The 18663-nt window shown below is 63.9% G+C and carries 24 protein-coding genes, 1 tRNA gene, 1 pseudogene and 1 riboswitch; of the genes and pseudogenes, 11 read left to right on the top strand and 15 right to left on the bottom strand.

Translation table 11 applies throughout. The features are described 5' to 3' along the window. Positions 1 to 211: ATP-binding protein (locus A3CW_RS47055; protein WP_028205332.1), on the top strand; the 211-nt coding region annotated here is incomplete at its 5' end. Positions 212 to 221: 10 nt separating this feature from the next. Here the strand turns inward: A3CW_RS47055 and A3CW_RS0121060 are convergent. Continuing rightward, entirely contained in the window at positions 222 to 677 is a 456-nt protein-coding gene (locus A3CW_RS0121060; RefSeq protein WP_154677997.1) for a hypothetical protein, read from the bottom strand. Positions 678 to 1057: 380 nt separating this feature from the next. Further along, on the bottom strand, positions 1058 to 1618 hold the full coding sequence (locus A3CW_RS53905; RefSeq protein WP_245623704.1) for a site-specific integrase: 561 nt from the start codon (positions 1616 to 1618) through the stop codon (positions 1058 to 1060). A 112-nt stretch (positions 1619 to 1730) separates the two neighbouring features. On the opposite strand from A3CW_RS53905, the gene A3CW_RS53900 reads away from it, so the two are divergent. Further along, positions 1731 to 2150 carry a hypothetical protein gene (locus A3CW_RS53900; protein WP_028205330.1) on the top strand — a complete coding sequence of 140 codons (420 nt, stop codon included), beginning with the start codon at positions 1731 to 1733 and terminating at the stop codon, positions 2148 to 2150. A gap of 149 nt (positions 2151 to 2299) precedes the next feature. On the opposite strand, the gene A3CW_RS0121050 is transcribed toward A3CW_RS53900, so the two are convergent. The 9 genes from A3CW_RS0121050 to ydfG all read right to left on the bottom strand — a co-directional run bounded on the left by A3CW_RS0121050 (position 2300) and on the right by ydfG (position 8887). Continuing rightward, positions 2300 to 2375: transfer RNA gene (locus A3CW_RS0121050), tRNA-Lys, on the bottom strand. Between the two features lie 176 nt (positions 2376 to 2551). Next, positions 2552 to 3301, bottom strand: coding sequence for a tol-pal system protein YbgF (gene ybgF, locus A3CW_RS0121045; RefSeq protein WP_028205329.1), 750 nt, complete (start codon positions 3299 to 3301; stop codon positions 2552 to 2554). Between the two features lie 23 nt (positions 3302 to 3324). Beyond that, a complete protein-coding gene (pal, locus tag A3CW_RS0121040) occupies positions 3325 to 3831 on the bottom strand; it encodes a peptidoglycan-associated lipoprotein Pal (protein ID WP_028205328.1) in 507 nt (168 codons plus the stop codon). Positions 3832 to 3849: 18 nt separating this feature from the next. Further along, positions 3850 to 5142 (bottom strand): Tol-Pal system beta propeller repeat protein TolB, encoded by a 1293-nt coding sequence (gene tolB / locus A3CW_RS0121035; RefSeq protein ID WP_028205327.1) that lies wholly within the window; start codon positions 5140 to 5142, stop codon positions 3850 to 3852. A 137-nt stretch (positions 5143 to 5279) separates the two neighbouring features. Further along, the gene (gene tolA, locus A3CW_RS0121030) at positions 5280 to 6278 is read right to left on the bottom strand and encodes a cell envelope integrity protein TolA (RefSeq protein ID WP_028205326.1); all 999 of its coding nucleotides are present in this window, start codon (positions 6276 to 6278) and stop codon (positions 5280 to 5282) included. Continuing rightward, positions 6275 to 6721 (bottom strand): protein TolR, encoded by a 447-nt coding sequence (gene tolR / locus A3CW_RS0121025; protein ID WP_035513412.1) that lies wholly within the window; start codon positions 6719 to 6721, stop codon positions 6275 to 6277. Before tolR ends, tolA begins: the two co-directional genes overlap by 4 nt. A gap of 24 nt (positions 6722 to 6745) precedes the next feature. Next, the gene (tolQ, locus tag A3CW_RS0121020; RefSeq protein ID WP_028205324.1) at positions 6746 to 7423 is read right to left on the bottom strand and encodes a protein TolQ; all 678 of its coding nucleotides are present in this window, start codon (positions 7421 to 7423) and stop codon (positions 6746 to 6748) included. A 154-nt stretch (positions 7424 to 7577) separates the two neighbouring features. After that, complete coding sequence (gene ybgC / locus A3CW_RS0121015) at positions 7578 to 8072, bottom strand: tol-pal system-associated acyl-CoA thioesterase (RefSeq protein WP_028205323.1); 495 nt, start codon at positions 8070 to 8072, stop codon at positions 7578 to 7580. A 68-nt stretch (positions 8073 to 8140) separates the two neighbouring features. Next, positions 8141 to 8887, bottom strand: coding sequence for a bifunctional NADP-dependent 3-hydroxy acid dehydrogenase/3-hydroxypropionate dehydrogenase YdfG (gene ydfG, locus A3CW_RS0121010; protein ID WP_028205322.1), 747 nt, complete (start codon positions 8885 to 8887; stop codon positions 8141 to 8143). A gap of 197 nt (positions 8888 to 9084) precedes the next feature. After that, positions 9085 to 9222: riboswitch (ZMP/ZTP riboswitch) on the top strand. A gap of 160 nt (positions 9223 to 9382) precedes the next feature. Between ydfG and glyA the strand changes: the two genes are divergently transcribed. From glyA to A3CW_RS0120975, 7 genes and pseudogenes are all read left to right on the top strand, one after another. Then, positions 9383 to 10630 (top strand): serine hydroxymethyltransferase, encoded by a 1248-nt coding sequence (gene glyA / locus A3CW_RS0121005; RefSeq protein WP_028205321.1) that lies wholly within the window; start codon positions 9383 to 9385, stop codon positions 10628 to 10630. A 15-nt stretch (positions 10631 to 10645) separates the two neighbouring features. After that, positions 10646 to 11128 carry a transcriptional regulator NrdR gene (nrdR, locus tag A3CW_RS0121000; RefSeq protein WP_028205320.1) on the top strand — a complete coding sequence of 161 codons (483 nt, stop codon included), beginning with the start codon at positions 10646 to 10648 and terminating at the stop codon, positions 11126 to 11128. Positions 11129 to 11285: 157 nt separating this feature from the next. Beyond that, a complete protein-coding gene (locus A3CW_RS0120995) occupies positions 11286 to 11819 on the top strand; it encodes a GspH/FimT family pseudopilin (protein ID WP_035513410.1) in 534 nt (177 codons plus the stop codon). Next, on the top strand, positions 11816 to 12244 hold the full coding sequence (locus tag A3CW_RS50280) for a hypothetical protein (protein ID WP_051481610.1): 429 nt from the start codon (positions 11816 to 11818) through the stop codon (positions 12242 to 12244). Before A3CW_RS0120995 ends, A3CW_RS50280 begins: the two co-directional genes overlap by 4 nt. Further along, a pseudogene (locus tag A3CW_RS47045) lies at positions 12241 to 13032 on the top strand (PilW family protein). Before A3CW_RS50280 ends, A3CW_RS47045 begins: the two are co-directional and overlap by 4 nt. Beyond that, positions 13029 to 13565: a pilus assembly PilX family protein gene (locus A3CW_RS0120980; RefSeq protein WP_028205318.1), complete on the top strand. Its 537-nt coding sequence runs from the start codon at positions 13029 to 13031 to the stop codon at positions 13563 to 13565. The pseudogene A3CW_RS47045 and the gene A3CW_RS0120980 overlap by 4 nt, the downstream one beginning before the upstream one ends. A 20-nt stretch (positions 13566 to 13585) precedes the next feature. Beyond that, on the top strand, positions 13586 to 14017 hold the full coding sequence (locus A3CW_RS0120975; protein WP_028205317.1) for a type IV pilin protein: 432 nt from the start codon (positions 13586 to 13588) through the stop codon (positions 14015 to 14017). Positions 14018 to 14045: 28 nt separating this feature from the next. Here the strand turns inward: A3CW_RS0120975 and A3CW_RS0120970 are convergent, their stop codons facing one another. The 3 genes from A3CW_RS0120970 to A3CW_RS0120955 form a co-directional block, all read right to left on the bottom strand. Further along, positions 14046 to 14516, bottom strand: a complete 471-nt coding sequence (locus tag A3CW_RS0120970) for a DUF3318 domain-containing protein (RefSeq protein WP_028205316.1) — start codon at positions 14514 to 14516, stop codon at positions 14046 to 14048. 15 nt (positions 14517 to 14531) lie between these two features. Further along, positions 14532 to 14918, bottom strand: a complete 387-nt coding sequence (locus A3CW_RS0120965; protein WP_028205315.1) for a phage holin family protein — start codon at positions 14916 to 14918, stop codon at positions 14532 to 14534. A gap of 201 nt (positions 14919 to 15119) precedes the next feature. Further along, positions 15120 to 15422: a DUF883 family protein gene (locus A3CW_RS0120955; RefSeq protein WP_007584918.1), complete on the bottom strand. Its 303-nt coding sequence runs from the start codon at positions 15420 to 15422 to the stop codon at positions 15120 to 15122. A 360-nt stretch (positions 15423 to 15782) separates the two neighbouring features. Here A3CW_RS0120955 and A3CW_RS0120950 point away from each other — a divergent pair, with 360 nt between their 5' ends. Next, entirely contained in the window at positions 15783 to 16421 is a 639-nt protein-coding gene (locus tag A3CW_RS0120950) for a peroxiredoxin (RefSeq protein ID WP_028205314.1), read from the top strand. Positions 16422 to 16526: 105 nt separating this feature from the next. Here the strand turns inward: A3CW_RS0120950 and A3CW_RS0120945 are convergent, their stop codons facing one another. After that, positions 16527 to 17717, bottom strand: a complete 1191-nt coding sequence (locus tag A3CW_RS0120945; protein WP_028205313.1) for an acyl-CoA dehydrogenase — start codon at positions 17715 to 17717, stop codon at positions 16527 to 16529. A gap of 127 nt (positions 17718 to 17844) precedes the next feature. On the opposite strand from A3CW_RS0120945, the gene A3CW_RS0120940 reads away from it, so the two are divergent. Further along, positions 17845 to 18645, top strand: coding sequence for an IclR family transcriptional regulator (locus A3CW_RS0120940; protein WP_028205312.1), 801 nt, complete (start codon positions 17845 to 17847; stop codon positions 18643 to 18645). The last annotated feature ends 18 nt before the right edge of the window (positions 18646 to 18663 follow it).

Below are 18663 nucleotides of genomic sequence, written 5' to 3'. Positions count from 1 at the left end.
GGCCAATCAGCCGTTCTCTGGCTGGAATGACGTGTTCCCCGACCCCGGCATGACGGTTGCCGCCATCGACCGGCTCGTGCATCACTCGACGATCTTCGAGCTGAATGTTGAGAGCTATCGCCGCCGTAAGGCCAGCGACAAACAGAGCGCGCGCCGACGACAATTACCCAACGACAACTACGAAGAAGGAGCGACAACCATGGCCTCTTAACCAGCGACAACTACACCCGTCGACCGGCCAAGATGGTTGTCGCTGACCGGCCGTGCTGCTTGACGCCGTCTAGATATCTCAATCCGTCAAAAGCGCGGCGTCGAAATTGATCCAGTGTTATTGCTGTAACCTTATTTTTTCTTGCAACCTCTATATGCTGAGCGTCCAGCTGCTTCTCAGTTATAAGCCATTTTGAAATGGATATTGCTGTCTTGATTTCGTGCGCCTCAGCGGCATTCAGCTTTTTAACGTCTGCCCGCACCTTCTCCAGCCGAGTGCTCGTGGTCGCCATGATCAGGTGGGTAACATCTCGCAGACGGGCAATCCCATCGAGCTCTTGGATCACCATGTCCCCTTCGTAGTGCGACGGCTGGCAATCGCCTGGAGAGAGGCCCCAGACGGCCTCAGCCACTTGCCGTACATTCGCTTCAAATTGCATGTTGTATTTGTATTCGGCTTCACTCATTGTTTCCCCCGGTTGGCCTTATTCAAATCGCATCGACTCCGATGATTTTTGTGTGTTCGCGATCCCCAGCACGCAACAAACGTCGTTGCCAATCTTGTTAGCCCCGTATCGTATCCTTTTTCTCGCCCAACCTTTGGCGACTGCGTGACTCCCAACGCGAAAAATCGGCGGGTAGTGGCTCAACCAATACCGACACCTGTATGTCCGCAAACGTCGCAAGCCCACGCGTGGTAATTCCGCTCGAGTGACCGGTTACCGAGCCAAACCACTGCCCGAGTGAGCTGCCTCTGGGATGACGGCCGCCGCCTCCTAGCCGAACTCGGCCTGACGAATTTGGCCGAGTCCGGCGCCACGATGGCCAGCCAGCATCCGAGTGCTTGCTAACCGAGGCGAGCTAGTAGGCTTTCCGGCTTCAGATGCGTATACCGCTTCAGCATCTGCATGCTGCGATGGCCTGTGATCGATGCCACTTCCATTGGATGCAGCCCTTTCTCAAACAGGCGAGATGCGGCTTCGTGCCTAAGGTCATGCCAGCGAAGCGTCTTGATTTCCGGGTCTTCGCGGCTAGCCTGTTGAAGCACGCGCTTCCAGACGCATAAGACCGCGTTCGTCGTCGTGCCGAAAACTCGGCCCGTCAGCTGTTTTGGTCTTACGTCACAGGGACCGCGCTCCGACCGAAGCAGTCGCGACTCTAAGCCTTCTGCAATGGCCGTCAGATGTCGGAAAACGGCAACGGCACGGCGAGAGAGCGGCAAGAGAGCCGGCACGCCTTTATTTTCGGCACCACGTGCATCGGGCGGGAATCGAAGCATCCGACTATCGAGGTCCATCCATTCCCATTGCACGCCGAACAGCGCCCCTTGGCGCAAGCTGGTTTCGACGGCCAGTTCGAAGGCCAGCGAAGCCCAAGGATTCCCGGTGGCCGACAGCAGCCCGTGCAATATCTCAAACTCACCGGGGCGGAGGCGGCGGTCGCGCGCCTTGCTGCCGGACGGCTTGTAGTGGATTCATCAGCGCTTCCATGCCTCATTCCTTGCGGGCGATTTCGAAGAGGTGGCTGACGACCTGGAGTTCGAGTCGGATGGTGTTTTCGGCTCGGCCAGCCGCGCGCCTCTGATCACGGTATTTGGCGAAGTCCACGCCGCGCAAGCTGGCGAGGGCGCGATAGGAGAGATCGTTATCGAGCCAGCGCTTGATGCGTTGGCGTTCCTGTTGTGGGTAACGTTTCTCGGGGACGATTTCGCGCTGGTAGCGTTCCAGCGCCTCGCGGAGGGTTGTGCGCTCAGACTCGGTTCGGTCGATGAATCAACCAGCGTCCATTTCGGACTCTGTACGCCGCGCCCATTGCTGCGCGTCCTGCTTGGTATCGAATGTACGATAGACGGGCTTGTACCCGCGTCGGCGGACTTCTGCTCGCCAGAAGGCTCCGCGTTGACTGATGTAGGCCATTCCAGACTCCATGCGAAAGATTGAATTCGCTTGGTCTGGAGTTTCCCGTTCCGGCAGATTTCCGGCAAAGGCCAGTTTTTGCCGCCCGGGCGCCGTTCCTACGGGCGAAAAAAAAGCACTCCGATTACTCGAAAGTGCTTAATTTTCCTCTTTAGCCTGCCCGTAAGGGTAGGTGGTAGGCCGTACGGGATTCGAACCTGTGACCAACGGATTAAAAGTCCGCTGCTCTACCAGCTGAGCTAACGACCCAAAAGAGAAGCGGGATTATAGCGGCGCATGGCCAACGCGTCAACCTTTGCCGTCATAAAACCGATGGAAACGCCCGGGGCACGCCGTGCCCCGGGCCTTCCCTGTATGCGAGAGGCGCATTTCGCGGCATTGGCATTACACCAGCACCACGTCACGCCAAAACCAGCCAGCAGCGCTTATTTGAGCTGTGAAAGCTTGCTCTGCGCCGTCTGTGCGACATCCGAGTTGCCGTATTGCGAAACGACCTGTTCGAGCGTGCGCTTGGCCGCAGCCTTTTGCCCCTGCTCGATCTGATTGTTCGCAATGGCCAGCAGCGCCTCGGGGGCGCGCGGATGCTGCGGGTATTTGTTGACGACGTTCTGCCACGTCGCGGTCGACCCCTTGTAGTCCTTCAGCGCATAGAGCGCGTTGCCGAGCCAGTACTGCGCGGTCGGCTGGTAAGGACTCTGCGGGAACTTCGCGATGAAGCTACGGAACGATGCCGCCGCGTTCTTGAAGTCGCCGTTGCGGAACTGCTGCGAAGCGGCGTTGAACGCATCCATCTCACCCGGCTGAACCGTGCCTTGCATGCCGTCTACGGTCTCCTGCTGCGGCTCGAACTTCTTGAGTCGCGTGTCGAGATCCGTGTAGTAGTCCTTCTGTTGCTTCTGCAGGGTCGCCAACTGGTTCGCCATATCCTCGTTCTGTCCGCGCAACGTCGCGACCTGCTGGTTGAGCTGGTCGAGGTGGTTGGACTGGTCGAGGATCGTGCGTTGAGCGGCGGACAGCTGGCTGGACAGGCTGTCCGTTTTCGTGCGCAGGTCGAGAATCGCCTGGCGCGCCTGATCGTCATCGAAGATGCCCGCGTGGGCCGGCAGCGCCGCAAAGGCGACGCCAGCCACGCAGGCGGCTGCGGCTGCGCGCAGCGGGGAGAAACGGTGCGACATACGCCCCTTCATCCAATGCTCAATTACTGTTGATACACGAGGTCAGCACGGCGGTTCTGTGCCCACGATGCTTCGTCGTGGCCCGTTGCGACCGGCTTTTCCTTACCGAGGCTGACGGCTTCCATTTGCGAATCGGGCACGCCCATCAGCGAGAGGGCGCGACGGACCGCTTCAGCACGCTTTTGACCCAGCGCCAGGTTGTATTCGCTCGTGCCGCGCTCGTCGGTGTTGCCCTGGATCAGGACGTGACGTTCCGGGTGCGTCTTGAGGTACTGTGCGTGAGCTTGCAGCAGCGACTGGTAGTCGTCCTTGACGGCGTAGCTGTCGAAATCGAAGTACACGCTGCGCTTGGCAAGCGGGCTGTTCGGGTTGTTCAGCTCATCGACGTTCACCTGGGCGACCGCGTTCGGGTTCGGTTGGGTGTTCATCGCGCCGGCGTTCGGGTTCGTTTCCTTGACACCCGACTTGCACGCTGCCAGCGCACCGATCATCAAAACGGCCAAGGCCAGGCGTACTTTCTTCGAAATCATTTTTACTCTCCTGAAGTGTTATTGCATGAAAGGACCCCAGGACGGCTCGCGTACACTGCCGCCCTGAACGGACAGGATTTGCCGCGTACGACCGTCGGTCGATACAGCAGCCAGCACGCCACGGCCGTTCACCTGTGTGGCGTAAAGAATGTACTGACCGTTCGCCGCGAAGCTGGGCGATTCGTCATGTGTCGTGTCAGTGAGCGCCGTGGCGACACCGGACTGCAGATCTTGAATGTACAGCTTAAATCCGCCGCCCGTGCGTGAGATGTACGCCAGCTGCTTGCCGTCCGGACTGACCTTCGGGCTCGTATTGTAGTTGCCGGTGAACGTCACACGCTGTGCCGCTCCGGCGCTTTCGCCCTGGGCCGACATCTTGTAAATCTGAGGCTGGCCGCCGCGGTCGCTCGTGAAATAAATCGTGCGTCCGTCAGGAGAGTAGTTGGGTTCGGTGTCGATCGTCGTGCCTTGCGTGAGGCGATGCAGGCCGGAGCCGTCGGCATTGACGGCGAAGATCTGCGTGTTGCCCGTGCGCGACAGTGCTACCGCGAGCGTGCGGCCATCGGGAGACCAGGCCGGCGCCGAATTGTTGCCCTTCTGGTCCGAAATGACCACGCGGCGACCCGTAGGCAGGTCATGCACGTAGACGATCGGCTTCTTCTTTTCGAAAGATACGTAAGCGACCTTGGTGCCGTCGGGCGACCAGGCCGGCGAGATGATCGGCTCGGGGCTCGACAGCGCGATGTGCGCGTCTTGTCCATCGGAGTCCGAAACCTGCAGCTGGAAGCGGCCGCCCGTCTTGATCACGTACGAAAGACGCGTGGCGAACACGCCGCGATCGCCGAGCAGCTTCTGATAGATGTAATCCGCAACCTTGTGCGCGCTCATGCGCAGGCCGCTTGCCGGGCTCGTGAGCACGAGGCCGCCGAGGCTTTCGCCCTTCACGGTGTCGTAGAGCTTGAAGCGCACTTCGTACTGGCCGTTGGCGAGCTTGTTCACGCTGCCCGCAACGAACGCATTGGCGCCCTTGGCCTTCCAGCTGCCGAGGTCGACGGAGTCGTTTTCCGAGATCGGTGCGCTGCCGGCGTCGATATTGGTGAATTTCCCGCTGCGTTGCAGGTCGGCGCGCACGATGGCCGCGACCTGCTCGGGCGAATTCGCTTCACCGGCAAAGTTAGCCGTGGCGATGGGGAACTGGGTGGAGCCCACGCCGGTGACGAGGACGTTGAGTTGTGCGTTCGCCGCTCCGCCCGCCGTGATCAGGCAGGACGCGACGAGGGTTCGCAGGCCAAGCTTCGTCATCAATGTCATGCTGTGATATTTCCTGAAAAAAGCAATTTTGTCATAACGCGCAACAGCAGACTGACCCGAAAACGTTCGAATCGTTCCTTTTTTAGCCACTGTTGCGCGGCGGCTTTCCTCAACCTTTCTGCGCCTTGCGCTCGCCATTAACCTGCCGGGCGCAAGGTGATCTTGAAGCTCGAAGGCGTCTTGCCATCTGTGTCTTGCGGCATCGGATCCGAGCGCTGGACCGCCCGCAACGCGGCGTCGTCCCACGACGAGTTGCCGCTGCTGCGCGTGATCGCCGCCGAAAGCAGCGTGCCGGTCGGCGAGCAACGCACCGCGATCTCCGTTTCGAGACCCGACGTTTCGCCCGACCACACGATGTTCGGACGCACGCGGCGGCGCACCTTGTCGGCGTAGCCCGGCGACGTCGCGTTGCCGCCCGAGCCGCTACCCGTGCCGCTCTTTGCAAGACCGTTGCCGCTCGTGCCTTCGCCGCCGCCCATCGAGCCTTGCATCTGCGCGATGCGGGCGCGGCGTTCCGCGTCGAGCTTCTTCGTCTGGGCGTCAGCCTGCGCCTTCGCCTTGGCGGCCTTCTCAGCGTCGGCCTTCTTCTGCGCGTCGAGCTTCGCCTGCTTCTGCTGCTCTTCGTCCTGCTGCTGCTTCTTGAGCGCGTCCTGCTGCTGTTGCTGCTGCTTTTGCTTCTCTGCCGCGGCTTGCTGCTGTTCCTGCTGCTGCTTGAGCTTTTCCGCCTTCTGCTGAGCCGCGAGCTGTGCAGCCTGCTGGGCCGCGAGCTGCTGACGCTTCGCTTCGGCTTCCTGCTGGGCTTTCAGACGCTGCTGCTCGGCCAGTTGCGCCTCGCGCTGCGCTTCCTGCTGCTTACGCTTTTGCTGTTGCAGCGCAATGTCGGCTTCCTCGGTTTGCGGCGGCGGCGGGGCAGGGGCGACCGGCGCGGGCGGCGGCAGCGGCTTCGGTGTCGACAGGTCCGGCACCTCGGTCCACAGTTCCGCTTCTTCACCCGCCGGCGTGCTGTTCTGCCAGTGGATGCCGTGATAAAGGAACAGACCGAGCAGCACATGCATCAGCACCGCGAGGGCGATAGCACGTCCCGTGCCACGCTCTCGCGGAGGCTGCAGCGGATACGAATCGTTCTTCCGGATCATTGCGATTTGACGAGCAGTCCGACACGTTTGACGCCATGCGACTTCAGGTCGGACATCACGTTCATCACCGTCTCGTATTTGACGGACTTGTCGGCGGCGATCACGACGGGCTGGTCGGGATGGCTCTGCTCGCGATCGGCGACGAAGCCGTTGAGATCGGCGCGCGTCATGGTCTGCTGCTGCGTGGCGCCGGAGTCATCCTTGTAGCGTACGCTCAGATTGCCGTCGGGGCGAATATTGACCACGACGGGCGGCACCTGCTGCTGCTGCGACGCGCCGCCGACGGTCGGTAGATTGACAATGGACGGCGCCACGAGCGGCGCGGTCACCATGAAGATCACGAGCAACACCAGCATCACGTCGATGTACGGCACGACGTTGATGTCGGCCATCGCACGGCGCGAGCGGCTGCCTCGCATGCTCGAACGGACTGAGCCTCCCATCTTCGACTCCTTGCTTCGTGAAGATTAGTGGGCCTGGCGCTGCAGGATGTTCGAAAACTCTTCGATGAAGGTTTCGAAGCGGATCGCCAGACGGTCGATGTCGTGCGCGTAGCTGTTGTACGCGACCACCGCCGGAATGGCGGCGAACAGACCGATCGCGGTCGCCGTCAGCGCTTCGGCGATGCCGGGCGCGACGTTCGCGAGCGTGGCCTGCTGCACGTTCGCGAGACCGCGGAACGCGTTCATGATCCCCCAGACCGTGCCGAAAAGACCGATGTACGGGCTCACCGAGCCGACCGAAGCGAGGAACGAGAGGTTCGCCTCGAGCGCATCCATTTCGCGCTGGAAGGCGGCGCGCATTGCGCGGCGGGCGCCGTCGAGCACGAGGCTCGGATCGTTCAGGCGCTTCTCTTTCGCCTTCAGGAATTCGCGCATGCCCGACTCAAAGATACGCTCGAGCGCGCCGATCGTGTGACGGTTGTTGGCTGCGCTCTGGTAGAGCGCCTGCAGGTCGCCGCCTGACCAGAAGTCGCGTTCGAAGCGCTCTGTCTGGGACCGCGCCCGGCGGATCGCAAACCACTTGCGGAAGATAAAAGTCCAGGAAATCAGCGACATGAGCAGAAGAAGCCCCATCACCGCCTGTGCCAGTATGCTCGCATTAAGAACGAGAGAAATGATCGACAGATCTTGTGTAGTGTTCATATAGGTTCGTTGTGACGTCCCGAAAGGGGCGAGCGGCTGCAAGACAACGCGAGGCTTCCTGTAGGCGGTTGGGAAGCTTTCGCGCCGTCGCGGCCGAACCCTGCTTGGTCCTGCATTGACCGGCGCGAGTTCACTGGCGTCGTATCAACGGTAATTACTGCACTGCCGTTGACACGGCGTACAGGTCTTTCTGTGGTCCACGTTGCAAGGCTTCATGAACGGGGGCCGGAATCGGTGCGGGGCGCATGGCCGTGCTGTCGACACAGGCGACACGAATGGTGCCCGTGGCGAGCAGCGTGTTCTCGCGCCACGCTTCCTGCATGAAGTCGACCGAGGCGCGGCCCAGCTTCTCGACGCGGCTCACGGTAGTGACGACGTCGTCGAGGCGCGCGGGCGAACGGTAGTCGAGCGCAGTGCTGCGCACGACGAAGAGCACGCCCGTTTCCTCGGCGAGCCGACGCTGATCGACGCCGCACGCGCGCAACCATTCGGTGCGCGCGCGTTCGAAGAACTTCAGGTAATTCGCGTAAAACACGATGCCACCGGCGTCGGTGTCCTCGTAGTAGACGCGCACCGGCCACGTAAAGCCGCGCCCGGCCGGTGACGACACCGCGTCCGGCTTGCTGGTGGAATTTTCCATGCCGCGCATTCTACCGGAACGCGAGGCCCCTACGTCTTTCGTACGACTGACGTAAGTATTAAATTTGTAAGGTATTTTTAGCCGCGGTGGACGCTGGTGCCGGCGAAAGTCTGGGCGACGGGCATCAGTTCGATCGTGTTGATGTTGACGTGCGCGGGGCGCGTGGCAATCCAGTAGATCGAGTCGGCGATGTCCTCGGCCGTGAGCGGCTGCACGTCCTTGTAGACATTGGCCGCCTTGCTGTCGTCGCCGCGAAAGCGCACGTTCGAGAACTCGGTGCCGCCGCACAGACCGGGCTCGATGTCGGTCACGCGCAGTGCCGTGCCTGCGAGGTCGGCACGAAGGTTCAGGCTGAACTGGCGCACGAACGCCTTGGTCGCGCCGTAGACGTTGCCGCCCGCGTACGGCCAGCGGCCTGCCACCGAACCGAGATTGAAAATGTGGCCGCGGTTGCGCTCGACCATGCCGGGCAAAAACGCGTGAGTCACCTGCACGAGGCCCGTGCAGTTGGTGTCGATCATGGTTTCCCATTCGTCGAGGTCCGCCCGCTGTGCTGGCTCCACGCCGAGCGCGAGGCCGGCGTTGTTGACCAGCACATCGATGCCGGCGAACCCGGGCGGCAGCGCGCCGGGCGCGGCTTCGACCGCCGCGCGGTCGCGCACGTCGAGCTCGAAGGGCAGGAGGGCATCGCCGAGTTCGGCGGCGAGGGCGTCGAGGCGGTCCTTGCGGCGAGCCGTGGCGACGACGCGATGGCCGCCCTTCACGAAGGCGCGGGCGATGGCGGCGCCGAATCCTGCGGACGCGCCGGTGACGAAAACGATCATGGTGGCTCTCTGGTCGGTAGAAGGCGAGAAAAGGGGAGAGCCTACTTGCAATGCCGCATTGCGGCAAGAAAGGGACAGTACGCGCGCGGGCCGCATGGCCGGGGGCGCCGCCCGGCGCGCCACAGGCCGCGGGGCGCCCGAGCGCACTGGGGGCGGGCGGTTGCCTATTCCCTGCCGTTCCAATACACTAACGCGCTCAATCCCTGCGTGACTGGCGATAGGGTTCCGGATTGGCGGCATTGGCGGTAGCAATGCGTCCGTTATTGGGGACTCAAGGTGGAACGACCCACCGTGAAGCGCAGGGTGCCGTTTTGCCGTTCGCCTGGGCAGCCTGATTTCGCGCGCTTTCGTTAGCGCTGCGGGGGCTGTCCTGCCTCGCGTGTGCGGCACCTCCTTCCGCCACGTCAAGGCTGGCCTCTTCGCCAGCAGCGCTGCGTACCCGCTACGCGTTCCGCGCGAGACCCGGTCAACCTGAACACACTTAACGGAATCCGTATGTTTGACAGAGCCGAAAGCACCATCGCCAACGTCGATCCCGAACTCTTCAAGGCGATCGAACTCGAGAACCGCCGCCAGGAAGAGCACATCGAGCTCATCGCGTCGGAAAACTACACGTCTCCCGCGGTCATGGCCGCGCAGGGTTCGCAGCTCACCAACAAGTACGCCGAAGGCTACCCCGGTAAGCGCTATTACGGCGGCTGCGAAAACGTGGATATCGTCGAGCAGCTCGCGATCGACCGCGTGAAGCAGCTGTTCGGCGCCGAAGCCGCGAACGTTCAGCCGAACTCGGGCTCGCAGGCCAACCAGGGCGTGTTCTTCGCCGTGCTCAAGCCGGGCGACACCATCATGGGCATGAGCCTCGCCGAAGGCGGTCACCTCACGCACGGCATGGCGCTGAACATGAGCGGCAAGTGGTTCAACGTCGTGAGCTACGGCCTCGACGCCAAGGAAGACATCGACTACGAAGCGCTCGAAAAGCGCGCGCACGAGACCAAGCCGAAGCTGATCATCGCCGGTGCGTCGGCATTCGCGCTGCGTATCGACTTCGAGCGCATCGCCAAGGTTGCCAAGGCGGTCGGCGCGTACTTCATGGTCGACATGGCGCACTACGCGGGCCTCATCGCCGCGGGCGTCTACCCGAACCCGGTGCCGCACGCCGACTTCGTCACCACGACCACGCACAAGAGCCTGCGCGGCCCGCGCGGCGGCGTGATCCTGATGAAGGCGGAGTTCGAGAAGCAGATCAACTCGGCCATCTTCCCGGGCATCCAGGGCGGACCGCTCATGCACGTCATTGCCGGCAAGGCCGTGGCGTTCAAGGAAGCGCTCTCGCCGGAATTCAAGACCTACCAGCAGCAGGTGGTCGACAACGCGCGCGTGCTGGCGGAGACGCTGGTCAAGCGCGGTCTGCGCATCGTTTCGGGCCGCACGGAAAGCCACGTGATGCTGGTGGACCTGCGCGCCAAGAACATCACTGGCAAGGCGGCGGAAGCCGTGCTCGGCACCGCGCACATCACGGTCAACAAGAACGCGATCCCGAACGATCCGGAAAAGCCGTTCGTGACGAGCGGTATCCGTCTCGGTTCGCCGGCCATGACGACGCGCGGCTTTGGCGTGAAGGAAGCCGAGCAGGTGGGCAACCTGATTGCCGACGTGCTCGACAATCCGGAAGACGCCGCGACGATCGAGCGCGTGAAGGCGCAGGTCGCCGAGCTGACGAAGCGTTTCCCGGTTTACCGCTAAGCCACGCGATAACCCATGCGCTGCCCTTTTTGCCGGCACGAAGACACGCAGGTCGTCGACTCGCGTGTGTCCGAAGACGGCGCCGCGATCCGGCGCCGCCGCCGCTGCCCAGCCTGCGACAAGCGTTTCACGACGTACGAGCGGGTCGAGCTGGCGATGCCTTCGATCGTCAAGAAGGATGGCAGCCGCACGGAATTCGACCGCCGCAAGATCATGGCGAGTATGCAACTGGCGCTGCGCAAGCGCCCGGTTGCGGCCGATGCGATCGACGCGGCGGTTGCCCGTATCGAGGATCAACTGCTCGGCAGCGGCGAGCGCGAAGTGCGCAGCGAGCGCCTTGGCGAGCTCGTCATGGGCGAATTGCGCGAACTCGACAAGGTCGCGTTCGTACGGTTTGCTTCGGTGTACCGACGCTTCGAGGATGTCTCCGAATTCGAAGACGTGATCGAGGAATTCCGCCGCGCGGGTGCTGCCAACAACCCCGCGAAAAAGCGCTGAGCGCATTCGCATTTTTCTTCCCCCCTGCCAGGCCGCTGTCGTAACGCTTGCATTCTCGCGAGCCGACGTTGCGCGCACCAGCTAGCCGTTCGGCTAATTGTTTCGTTTCGCTTTCGTCCGTAGATTGTTGGCAATCCGCTCGAACTAAGGATTGCTCATGAAGTCCGGATTCACGCTCATTGAGACGATGGTCGTCATCGTCCTGCTGGCGATCTGCGCAACGGTTTCCACGCCCGTTTTCACCGCATGGCGCGTGCGTGATCAAGTCGACGCGCGCGCCAACGCCATGCTCGGCACGCTCGCCTACGCACGCAACGAGGCCATACGGCGCAAGTCGCGCGTTACCGTTTGCCGCGTCGACGCCGCTCGCCATTGCCTCGAGGCCGCCAAAGCGTGTCCGTCCGGTATTGCCGACTGGTCCTGCGGCTGGGCCGTCATGATCGAGCGCGCCGGAGCCTCTATCCCGTTGCGCATCCAGCCGGCGCTCGACGCGATTTCCGTGGCGTCGGGGCTCACTGCCATCACGTTTTCGCCGCCGGCGGGGCAGACCATCGGCAGCTTGCGCAACTTCGAGATTGCCCCGCGGGCCACGTCGGCGGCACAACGCGGCGCGGGCTGGCGTCGCTGCATACGGATCGCGCAGGGGGGCCGGGCACGCATCAGCGACGGCGCATGCACGGGGGCGTCATGAGCCGGGTGAGCGTGCGCGGCGTGCGCGGGTCGACGCTGCTGGAAGTCGCCATTGCGCTGGGCGTCATGGCGATGTGCGGGCTCGGCCTGATGAGCACCCAGCTCGGGCTGGTCCGGCACGCGCAACTGGCAGCGGCGCGCGAGCGCGCGGCGTTTGCCGCTGACGCCATGGCCGAAGCGGCGCGCGCGGCAGGTGCAACGCCCGCTGCGACCAATCGATGGCAGGCGCTGACGGCGAGCATCGTGCCCGAAGGGCGGCTGACCATGTCGAGCGTGGGCGGCGACGCATCGGTCGCGTCCGTGAGTTGGACGGCGACACCACTCGGCGCAGCGTCGGGATCGACGGCTGTTTCGTGGGTTGCGCCGTGTCTCGATGCGACGGCGCGCGCCGGGCGCGCCTGCGTCGCCCTCGCGTTTCTGCGATGAACATTCGTTTCGCCCACGTGCGCCAGCAGGCCGGCCACACGCTGCTCGAACTAACGATTGCCGTGGCGTTGGGCCTCGTGGTGACGCTTGGCGCGCTCTCGGCGTATCGCACGCAGCGCTAGGCCTATGCGCACGCGAACGACGCCGCGCGCATCCACGAGGCCGGCATGAATGCGTTGATGCTGATCGGCGAGCAGATCCAGATGGCCGGCTTTGTTGCCGCGGACGCACGCTCGACGCTTGCCGGCCCGGCGATCTTCGGCTGCGCGGCGGGGCGCCCGATCGATACTGATGCGGTCCTTACGTGCAGGCCGCTGCCGAGCCGCTCCGATGGGTTGGCCGTGCGCTATCAAGGCGACAGTGTATCGACGTGGCCCACCGCAAACGGCCAGGTAACCGACTGCCTCGGGCAGGGGGGTGGCGTGGCAGGCGTGGAAATCGTGAACCGCTATTACGCCGAGGTGGCGAGCCAGACGACTCGCGAGAGCGAGCTTTACTGCGCGGGCTTCGGCAAGCCGCAGCCGCTCGTCGAGGGCGTCGAGCGTTTGCGCCTGCGCTACTGGACGGCGGGCGCGGCACTGGCGGTCGAGGCTTCGGCGCTCGCGCGCGATCAGTGGGCGTCGGTCGTGGCGGTCGATCTGTGCGTGCTGGTGCGCGGGGCGGCCTTTGCGCGGCGCATGCGCTACGTCGATTGCGATGGTGTGCAGGCCTTCGGCGCGGATGGGCGAGCGCGGCAGGCGTTCTGGCGGCACATCGTGCTACGTAACGTTCTGCCGGCAGCGTCATGAGAACGAGCCCGTGCGGGAAGCGTCGCACACGCGCCGCGCGTCACGGCGTGGCGCTCCCGGTCGTGCTGCTTGTCGTCGCGATGATGCTCGTGACCTCGGCGGCGTGGTTCGAGGCAGCGCTGCTCGCGCGGCGCAACGCCGATGCCGTCGCCGACCATCTGCAGTCCTTCCATGCCGCCGACGCCGCGCTCGTGTTGTGCTCGCGTGCGCTGACGAATGGCTCGCTGGCCGCGCCTGTGGCGGCCACGCAGCCCGGCGAGCCGCAAGCCTGGCGGCGGCAGGACAGCTTCGAGCGGCAGGCGGTCGCGCCCGTTGCCGCGTGGCCGGGGTCCGTGCGCTTGCCGCAATGCATCGTCGAGGCCTGGCGCATCGAGAGCCGTCCGCTGGCTCGCGCGTATCTCGTTACGGCGCGAGGGTTCGGCGCCTCGGAAAACACGCAAAGCTGGCTGCAGGACCAGGTGGTCATCGAGGCCGAGGGTGACGCGACGCGCGTCGAGCATCACTGGCGTCGCGTCGTCGCGAGGCCCTTTTGACGAGGCAAACGGGAGGAAAGGTGAAGAGCAACCGGTACCGCGCGTTCACACTGCTCGAACTGGTCATTGCGCTGGCGGTGGCCGCTATCGTCGCGGCCTTCGTATTGCCGGGGTGGAGCGCGCAGATCGCGCGGGGACATCGCATCGACGCCGTGGCCGCGCTCTATCGCGCAGCGCAACTTGTCGATACGCAGAGCGCGTCGATGGCGTTTTTGCCCACTGGGTTCGACCAGGCTCCGCCGACGGGAACGGCGATCTACCGCTTGCGCCTCATGCCCGCCGACGATTCCAACGGCGGCTACGCCCTCGTAGCCGATCCGGTGGAAGCGGGACCGATGCGTGGCGATGCGTGCGGCGCCTTCGTACTCGACGCAACCGGCGCGCGCAGCAATCACGCGGCAGGCGGTGGCGCTGTCGCGGCGGCTATGCAGATGTGCTGGAGGGACCGGTGAACGCCCTGGAGAAGTGCCGCGGGCGCGATCAGCCGGTGAGGTCGTCTTCGTCGGACCTGTCGCGGGCAGGCGTGTTTGCAGAGGCGCCGCGCTGGCGCCGCACCTGCTGCCACACGCGATACGCTTCCCAGGCCGTAAAGGCGAGGCCGCCCCACTTGATGACGGGGCGCGCGGCCGAAACGAGGCTCGTACGCAGCGGCTTCGCCACGATGAGCGAGATGAGCGAACTGACCAGCGGATATTCCTTGAGCAGGCTGCCGAGGCCGGAAGCCACGCCGCCGGCGCCAGAGCGGCCGAATCCGGGCACCACGAAGCGCAGCCAGCTGAAGTTCGTGACCGTCGCGCGGATGTCCACGATCGCTTCGGCCATTTCGGCGCGCTCGACGCTCGCTCGCACGAGCAGCAGTTCCTTGCGCAGCGCGCGCAACTGCGGCGTCGAGAGGTCGTGTGCACGACCGCGGCGGGGGCGAAAGGCGGTGTCCGGTCGGGGTTGGTTCATGGCGTCGGCTCGCGGCTAGGGGTTGCGCAGGGCATCTCGGTCTTTCTCGAATTCCTCGAGCGTCGCCTGGAATACGAGTGGCGCGGTGTGCAGCCCGCGCCGCGCCTTCAGGCCGCAGAAAATCGCCGCGATCGCATAGACGATCGTGAGACCGGCGAGCGCTTCCCAGCGGTACGTGTCCCAGAAGGCGATGGCAACGAGCGCCGTGAGCGCGATCAGGGCAAGCATCGCGAACATCATCCCCGCGAGGCCAAGGAAGAGCACGCCGATGAGGCGGTCCTTTTCCTCGGCGAGTTCGATGCCGATCAGTTCTAGCCGCGTCTGTAGCATCGCGGACGCGGAGCCGAGCAGTCGGCGCAACGGCCCGTGTTCGTGTCGCTGCGAGTGAGTGTCTGTCGTCATGGCGATGGCAGGTGGCGCAGGCGGATGCCCGAGCAATGCGCAAGAAAAAAACGCAAGAAAAGACAGCGGGCTCGATCGCCCCGCGAGACCAGGCGGTGCCGCGGGGCGCGCCAGCGGAAAGCCGTCAGGCAAGCGCCGTCAGCTGGTCGAGCGCGCCGCGCGAGCGGCCCTGAGACCGCCCGCGTGGTGCGGCGAGCCGCTTTATTTGCGGTTGATCAGCAAACCGACCAGCACGCCCACGCCGGCGGCGATCCCGATCGACGCCCACGGATGCTCGTGGACATAGTCGTCGGTGGCGCGCGCCGCTTTCTTGCCTTTCTCGACCACGACCACCTGGACGTCGGCGGCCTTCTCTTTTGCCTGCTTCAGACGCGAGAGTGCCGTTTCACGCAACTCTGAAGCGCGCTCGCCCGTAGCGCTCGCAGCCTGCTTGAGCAGGTCCTCTGCATCCGCGAGGACGGTTTTGATATCGGACATCAGCCTCTCCTTGTTGACCTCTGACATTGACTGGCTCCCATCGTGTCACATCACGCGTGAATCGTAACAAAGATACGGGCACTGGCAAGCGTGACGCGCCGCCACGACCTGCGAATTCGCACGATCCGTTCCCGCGAGCGTGCGTGGACGGGGCTCTGGATCCCGCTCACAAAAAATCGCGAGGTGAGAGTCATTGATTTGATCCGGCACCTAAAGTTTCCTCCAACCGGTTCAAAATTACAAAAACTCATACCGGTGTGAGGCGATGTTCGTTCGCGGGGCGCAACCAGGGCCTGTATGCTTGAGCGTTGTAAACGTCCACTGGATCAACGGGCCGCGCGCGCCGTTTCGATCAAACCCGTTCACCTCGTTCAAAGGAACCGCACCATGAGTCTACGTCTTGGCGATATCGCACCCGACTTCGAGCAGGATTCGAGCATTGGCCGCATCAAGTTTCACGAGTGGCTCGGCAATAGCTGGGGCGTGCTGTTTTCGCACCCGGCCGACTTCACGCCGGTCTGCACGACCGAGCTTGGCCTGACCGCCAAACTCAAGGACGAATTCGAGAAGCGTAACGTGAAGACGATTGCGCTTTCGGTGGATAGCGCCCAGTCGCACAACGAGTGGATCAAGGACATCAACGAGACGCAGGCCGCGAACGTCGGCTTCCCGATTCTCGCGGACGGCGACCGCAAGGTGTCCACGCTGTACGACATGATCCATCCGAACGCTAACGAGACGCTCACCGTGCGCTCGCTCTTCGTGATCGACCCGAACAAGAAGGTGCGCCTCATCATCACCTATCCGGCGAGTACGGGCCGCAACTTCGACGAAGTGCTGCGCGTGATCGACTCGCTGCAGCTCACCGACAACTACCAGGTTGCGACGCCCGGCAACTGGAAGCAGGGCGACGACGTCGTGATCGTGCCGTCGCTGAAGGACGAAGAAGTCCTCAAGCAGAAGTTCCCGAAGGGCTACAAGGCCCTGCGTCCGTATCTGCGCATGACGCCGCAGCCGAACAAGTAAGCCGTTCGGCCAGCGTCCGCCCCACAGGCGCCAAAACAGAAACGCCGCACGAGACAAGTCGTGCGGCGTTTTTTCATGCGTCGGCGAGGCCGGCCAAGGCGGCGTTCAGAAGAACGCCTGAATGCCCGTTTGTGCGCGGCCGAGGATCAGCGCGTGGATGTCGTGCGTGCCCTCGTAAGTGTTCACCACTTCGAGGTTCACAAGGTGACGCGCCACGCCGAATTCGTCGGAAATGCCGTTGCCACCGAGCATGTCGCGGGCGAGACGCGCGATGTCGAGCGACTTGCCGCACGAGTTGCGCTTCATGATCGACGTGATCTCGACGGCCGCCGTGCCTTCGTCCTTCATGCGGCCCAGACGCAGGCAACCCTGCAGGCCGAGCGTGATTTCCGTTTGCATGTCGGCGAGCTTCTTCTGGATCAGCTGGTTCGCGGCAAGCGGGCGGCCGAACTGCTTGCGGTCGAGCACATACTGGCGCGCGGTGTGCCAGCACGATTCCGCGGCGCCGAGCGCGCCCCAGGCAATGCCATAGCGCGCCGAATTCAGGCAGGTGAACGGACCGCGCAGGCCCTTCACGCCCGGCATGAGGTTCTCTTCCGGCACGAACACTTCGTCGAGCACGATTTCGCCGGTGATCGAGGCGCGCAGCCCCACCTTGCCGTGGATGGCCGGTGCCGAGAGACCCTTCCAGCCCTTCTCCAGGATGAAGCCGCGGATGTCGTCCGTGCCGTCTTCCTCGAGCTTCGCCCAGACGACGAACACGTCGGCGATCGGCGAGTTCGTGATCCACATCTTCGCGCCCGAGAGCGAGTAGCCGCCGTTCACCTTCTTCGCACGCGTGACCATGCTGCCCGGGTCCGAGCCGTGGTTCGGCTCCGTGAGGCCGAAGCAGCCGATCCATTCGCCGCTCGCGAGCTTGGGCAGGTACTTCTGCTTTTGCGCTTCCGAGCCGAATTCGAAGATCGGCACCATCACGAGCGACGACTGCACCGACATCATCGAGCGATAACCGGAGTCGACGCGCTCCACTTCGCGCGCGATCAGGCCGTACGCCACGTAATTGAGGCCGGGGCCGCCGTATTGCTCGGGAATCGTCGGGCCGAGCAGGCCGACTTCGCCCATCTCGCGGAAGATCGAGGCGTCCGTCTTCTCGTGGCGGAACGCTTCCAGCACGCGCGGCGCGAGCTTGTCCTGGGCATACGCGGCGGCCGCGTCGCGCACCATGCGCTCCTCTTCGGTGAGCTGCTGGTCGAGCAGAAGCGGGTCTTCCCAATGGAACTGGGCGTGTGCGGCCATGGTGTCTCTCCTTTCCTCAAATCCTTGAAATGGGCAAATTTGCGCTTGACGTGAGTTCCGCTATGCGGAACAATGTTTTGCAAATTGACTTTAGTGTAGCACCAGGGCGCCCATGTCTGCATCCGGAATGACTACGACTTCATCTTTTTCTTCTTCGCTGGCCGAGGGGCCGATCGACGAGCGCAAGTTCGTCGTGGCGCTCGCCCGCGGGCTCGACCTGCTGCGGGCGTTCCGTCCCGGCGAGACGCTGCTCGGCAACCGCGATTTCGTGGAGCGCACGGGCTTGCCCAAGGCGACCGTGAACCGGCTCGCGTACACGCTCACCGTGCTCGGCTATCTGCGCTTTGACGAATCGCTCGGCAAATATGCGCTCGACGCCGGGGTGCTGTCACTCGGCTTTGCGCTGCTCTCGGGCACCGACACGCTCGAACTCGCACGCCCGCATATGCGCGCGTTCGCGCGCGAGGTGGGCGCCGCGGTGTCGCTGGGGTGCCGTGACGGCCTCGACGTGATCTATCTGGAGACGATCCGCAGCGAGACGGCGCTCACGCTCGGCCTCGCGTCGGGCTCGCGGCTCTCGATGCTGACAAGCTCGATGGGCCGCGCGTATCTGGCCGTGCAGCCCATCGATGTGCAGATGGCGTTGTTCGCGGAACTGGAGAAGATAGCGGGCGCCGAAGGGCCGGCGTTGGTTGCGGCCGCGAAACGCGAGATCGAGGTGTTCGGCAAGGAGGGGTGCTGCTATTCGTTTCGCGACTGGCACGAAGACGTCAACGCCGCCGCGGTGCCGTTTCGCGAGCCGCGCGAGCGTCGCTGGCTCGTGCTCAGCTGCAGCGGGCCGGCTTCGTCGATGGGGCCCGAGGTGTTTCGCGAGCGCGTGGCGCCGCTCCTGAAGTCGCTGGCGCGTCGGCTTGGCGAAACGGTCTGACGCGCGAGCCACGCGCCG

Source organism: Paraburkholderia nodosa DSM 21604 (assembly GCF_000519185.1).
Taxonomy (GTDB): domain Bacteria; phylum Pseudomonadota; class Gammaproteobacteria; order Burkholderiales; family Burkholderiaceae; genus Paraburkholderia; species Paraburkholderia nodosa.
Note: the sequence above shows the minus strand (reverse complement) of the source record. Positions and strands in the feature narration are given on the sequence as shown.

What these genes read in the sequence shown, in the direction of transcription:
- A3CW_RS0121060 (WP_154677997.1), bottom strand. Translation starts at nt 677, where the DNA reads ATGAGTGAAGCCGAATACAAATACAACATGCAATTTGAAGCGAATGTA.
- ybgF (WP_028205329.1), bottom strand. Translation starts at nt 3,301, where the DNA reads ATGTCGCACCGTTTCTCCCCGCTGCGCGCAGCCGCAGCCGCCTGCGTG.
- pal (WP_028205328.1), bottom strand. Translation starts at nt 3,831, where the DNA reads ATGATTTCGAAGAAAGTACGCCTGGCCTTGGCCGTTTTGATGATCGGT.
- tolB (WP_028205327.1), bottom strand. Translation starts at nt 5,142, where the DNA reads ATGACATTGATGACGAAGCTTGGCCTGCGAACCCTCGTCGCGTCCTGC.
- tolA (WP_028205326.1), bottom strand. Translation starts at nt 6,278, where the DNA reads ATGATCCGGAAGAACGATTCGTATCCGCTGCAGCCTCCGCGAGAGCGT.
- tolR (WP_035513412.1), bottom strand. Translation starts at nt 6,721, where the DNA reads ATGGGAGGCTCAGTCCGTTCGAGCATGCGAGGCAGCCGCTCGCGCCGT.
- tolQ (WP_028205324.1), bottom strand. Translation starts at nt 7,423, where the DNA reads ATGAACACTACACAAGATCTGTCGATCATTTCTCTCGTTCTTAATGCG.
- ybgC (WP_028205323.1), bottom strand. Translation starts at nt 8,072, where the DNA reads ATGCGCGGCATGGAAAATTCCACCAGCAAGCCGGACGCGGTGTCGTCA.
- ydfG (WP_028205322.1), bottom strand. Translation starts at nt 8,887, where the DNA reads ATGATCGTTTTCGTCACCGGCGCGTCCGCAGGATTCGGCGCCGCCATC.
- glyA (WP_028205321.1), top strand. Translation starts at nt 9,383, where the DNA reads ATGTTTGACAGAGCCGAAAGCACCATCGCCAACGTCGATCCCGAACTC.
- nrdR (WP_028205320.1), top strand. Translation starts at nt 10,646, where the DNA reads ATGCGCTGCCCTTTTTGCCGGCACGAAGACACGCAGGTCGTCGACTCG.
- A3CW_RS0120995 (WP_035513410.1), top strand. Translation starts at nt 11,286, where the DNA reads ATGAAGTCCGGATTCACGCTCATTGAGACGATGGTCGTCATCGTCCTG.
- A3CW_RS50280 (WP_051481610.1), top strand. Translation starts at nt 11,816, where the DNA reads ATGAGCCGGGTGAGCGTGCGCGGCGTGCGCGGGTCGACGCTGCTGGAA.
- A3CW_RS0120980 (WP_028205318.1), top strand. Translation starts at nt 13,029, where the DNA reads ATGAGAACGAGCCCGTGCGGGAAGCGTCGCACACGCGCCGCGCGTCAC.
- A3CW_RS0120970 (WP_028205316.1), bottom strand. Translation starts at nt 14,516, where the DNA reads ATGAACCAACCCCGACCGGACACCGCCTTTCGCCCCCGCCGCGGTCGT.
- A3CW_RS0120965 (WP_028205315.1), bottom strand. Translation starts at nt 14,918, where the DNA reads ATGACGACAGACACTCACTCGCAGCGACACGAACACGGGCCGTTGCGC.
- A3CW_RS0120955 (WP_007584918.1), bottom strand. Translation starts at nt 15,422, where the DNA reads ATGTCAGAGGTCAACAAGGAGAGGCTGATGTCCGATATCAAAACCGTC.
- A3CW_RS0120950 (WP_028205314.1), top strand. Translation starts at nt 15,783, where the DNA reads ATGAGTCTACGTCTTGGCGATATCGCACCCGACTTCGAGCAGGATTCG.
- A3CW_RS0120945 (WP_028205313.1), bottom strand. Translation starts at nt 17,717, where the DNA reads ATGGCCGCACACGCCCAGTTCCATTGGGAAGACCCGCTTCTGCTCGAC.
- A3CW_RS0120940 (WP_028205312.1), top strand. Translation starts at nt 17,845, where the DNA reads ATGACTACGACTTCATCTTTTTCTTCTTCGCTGGCCGAGGGGCCGATC.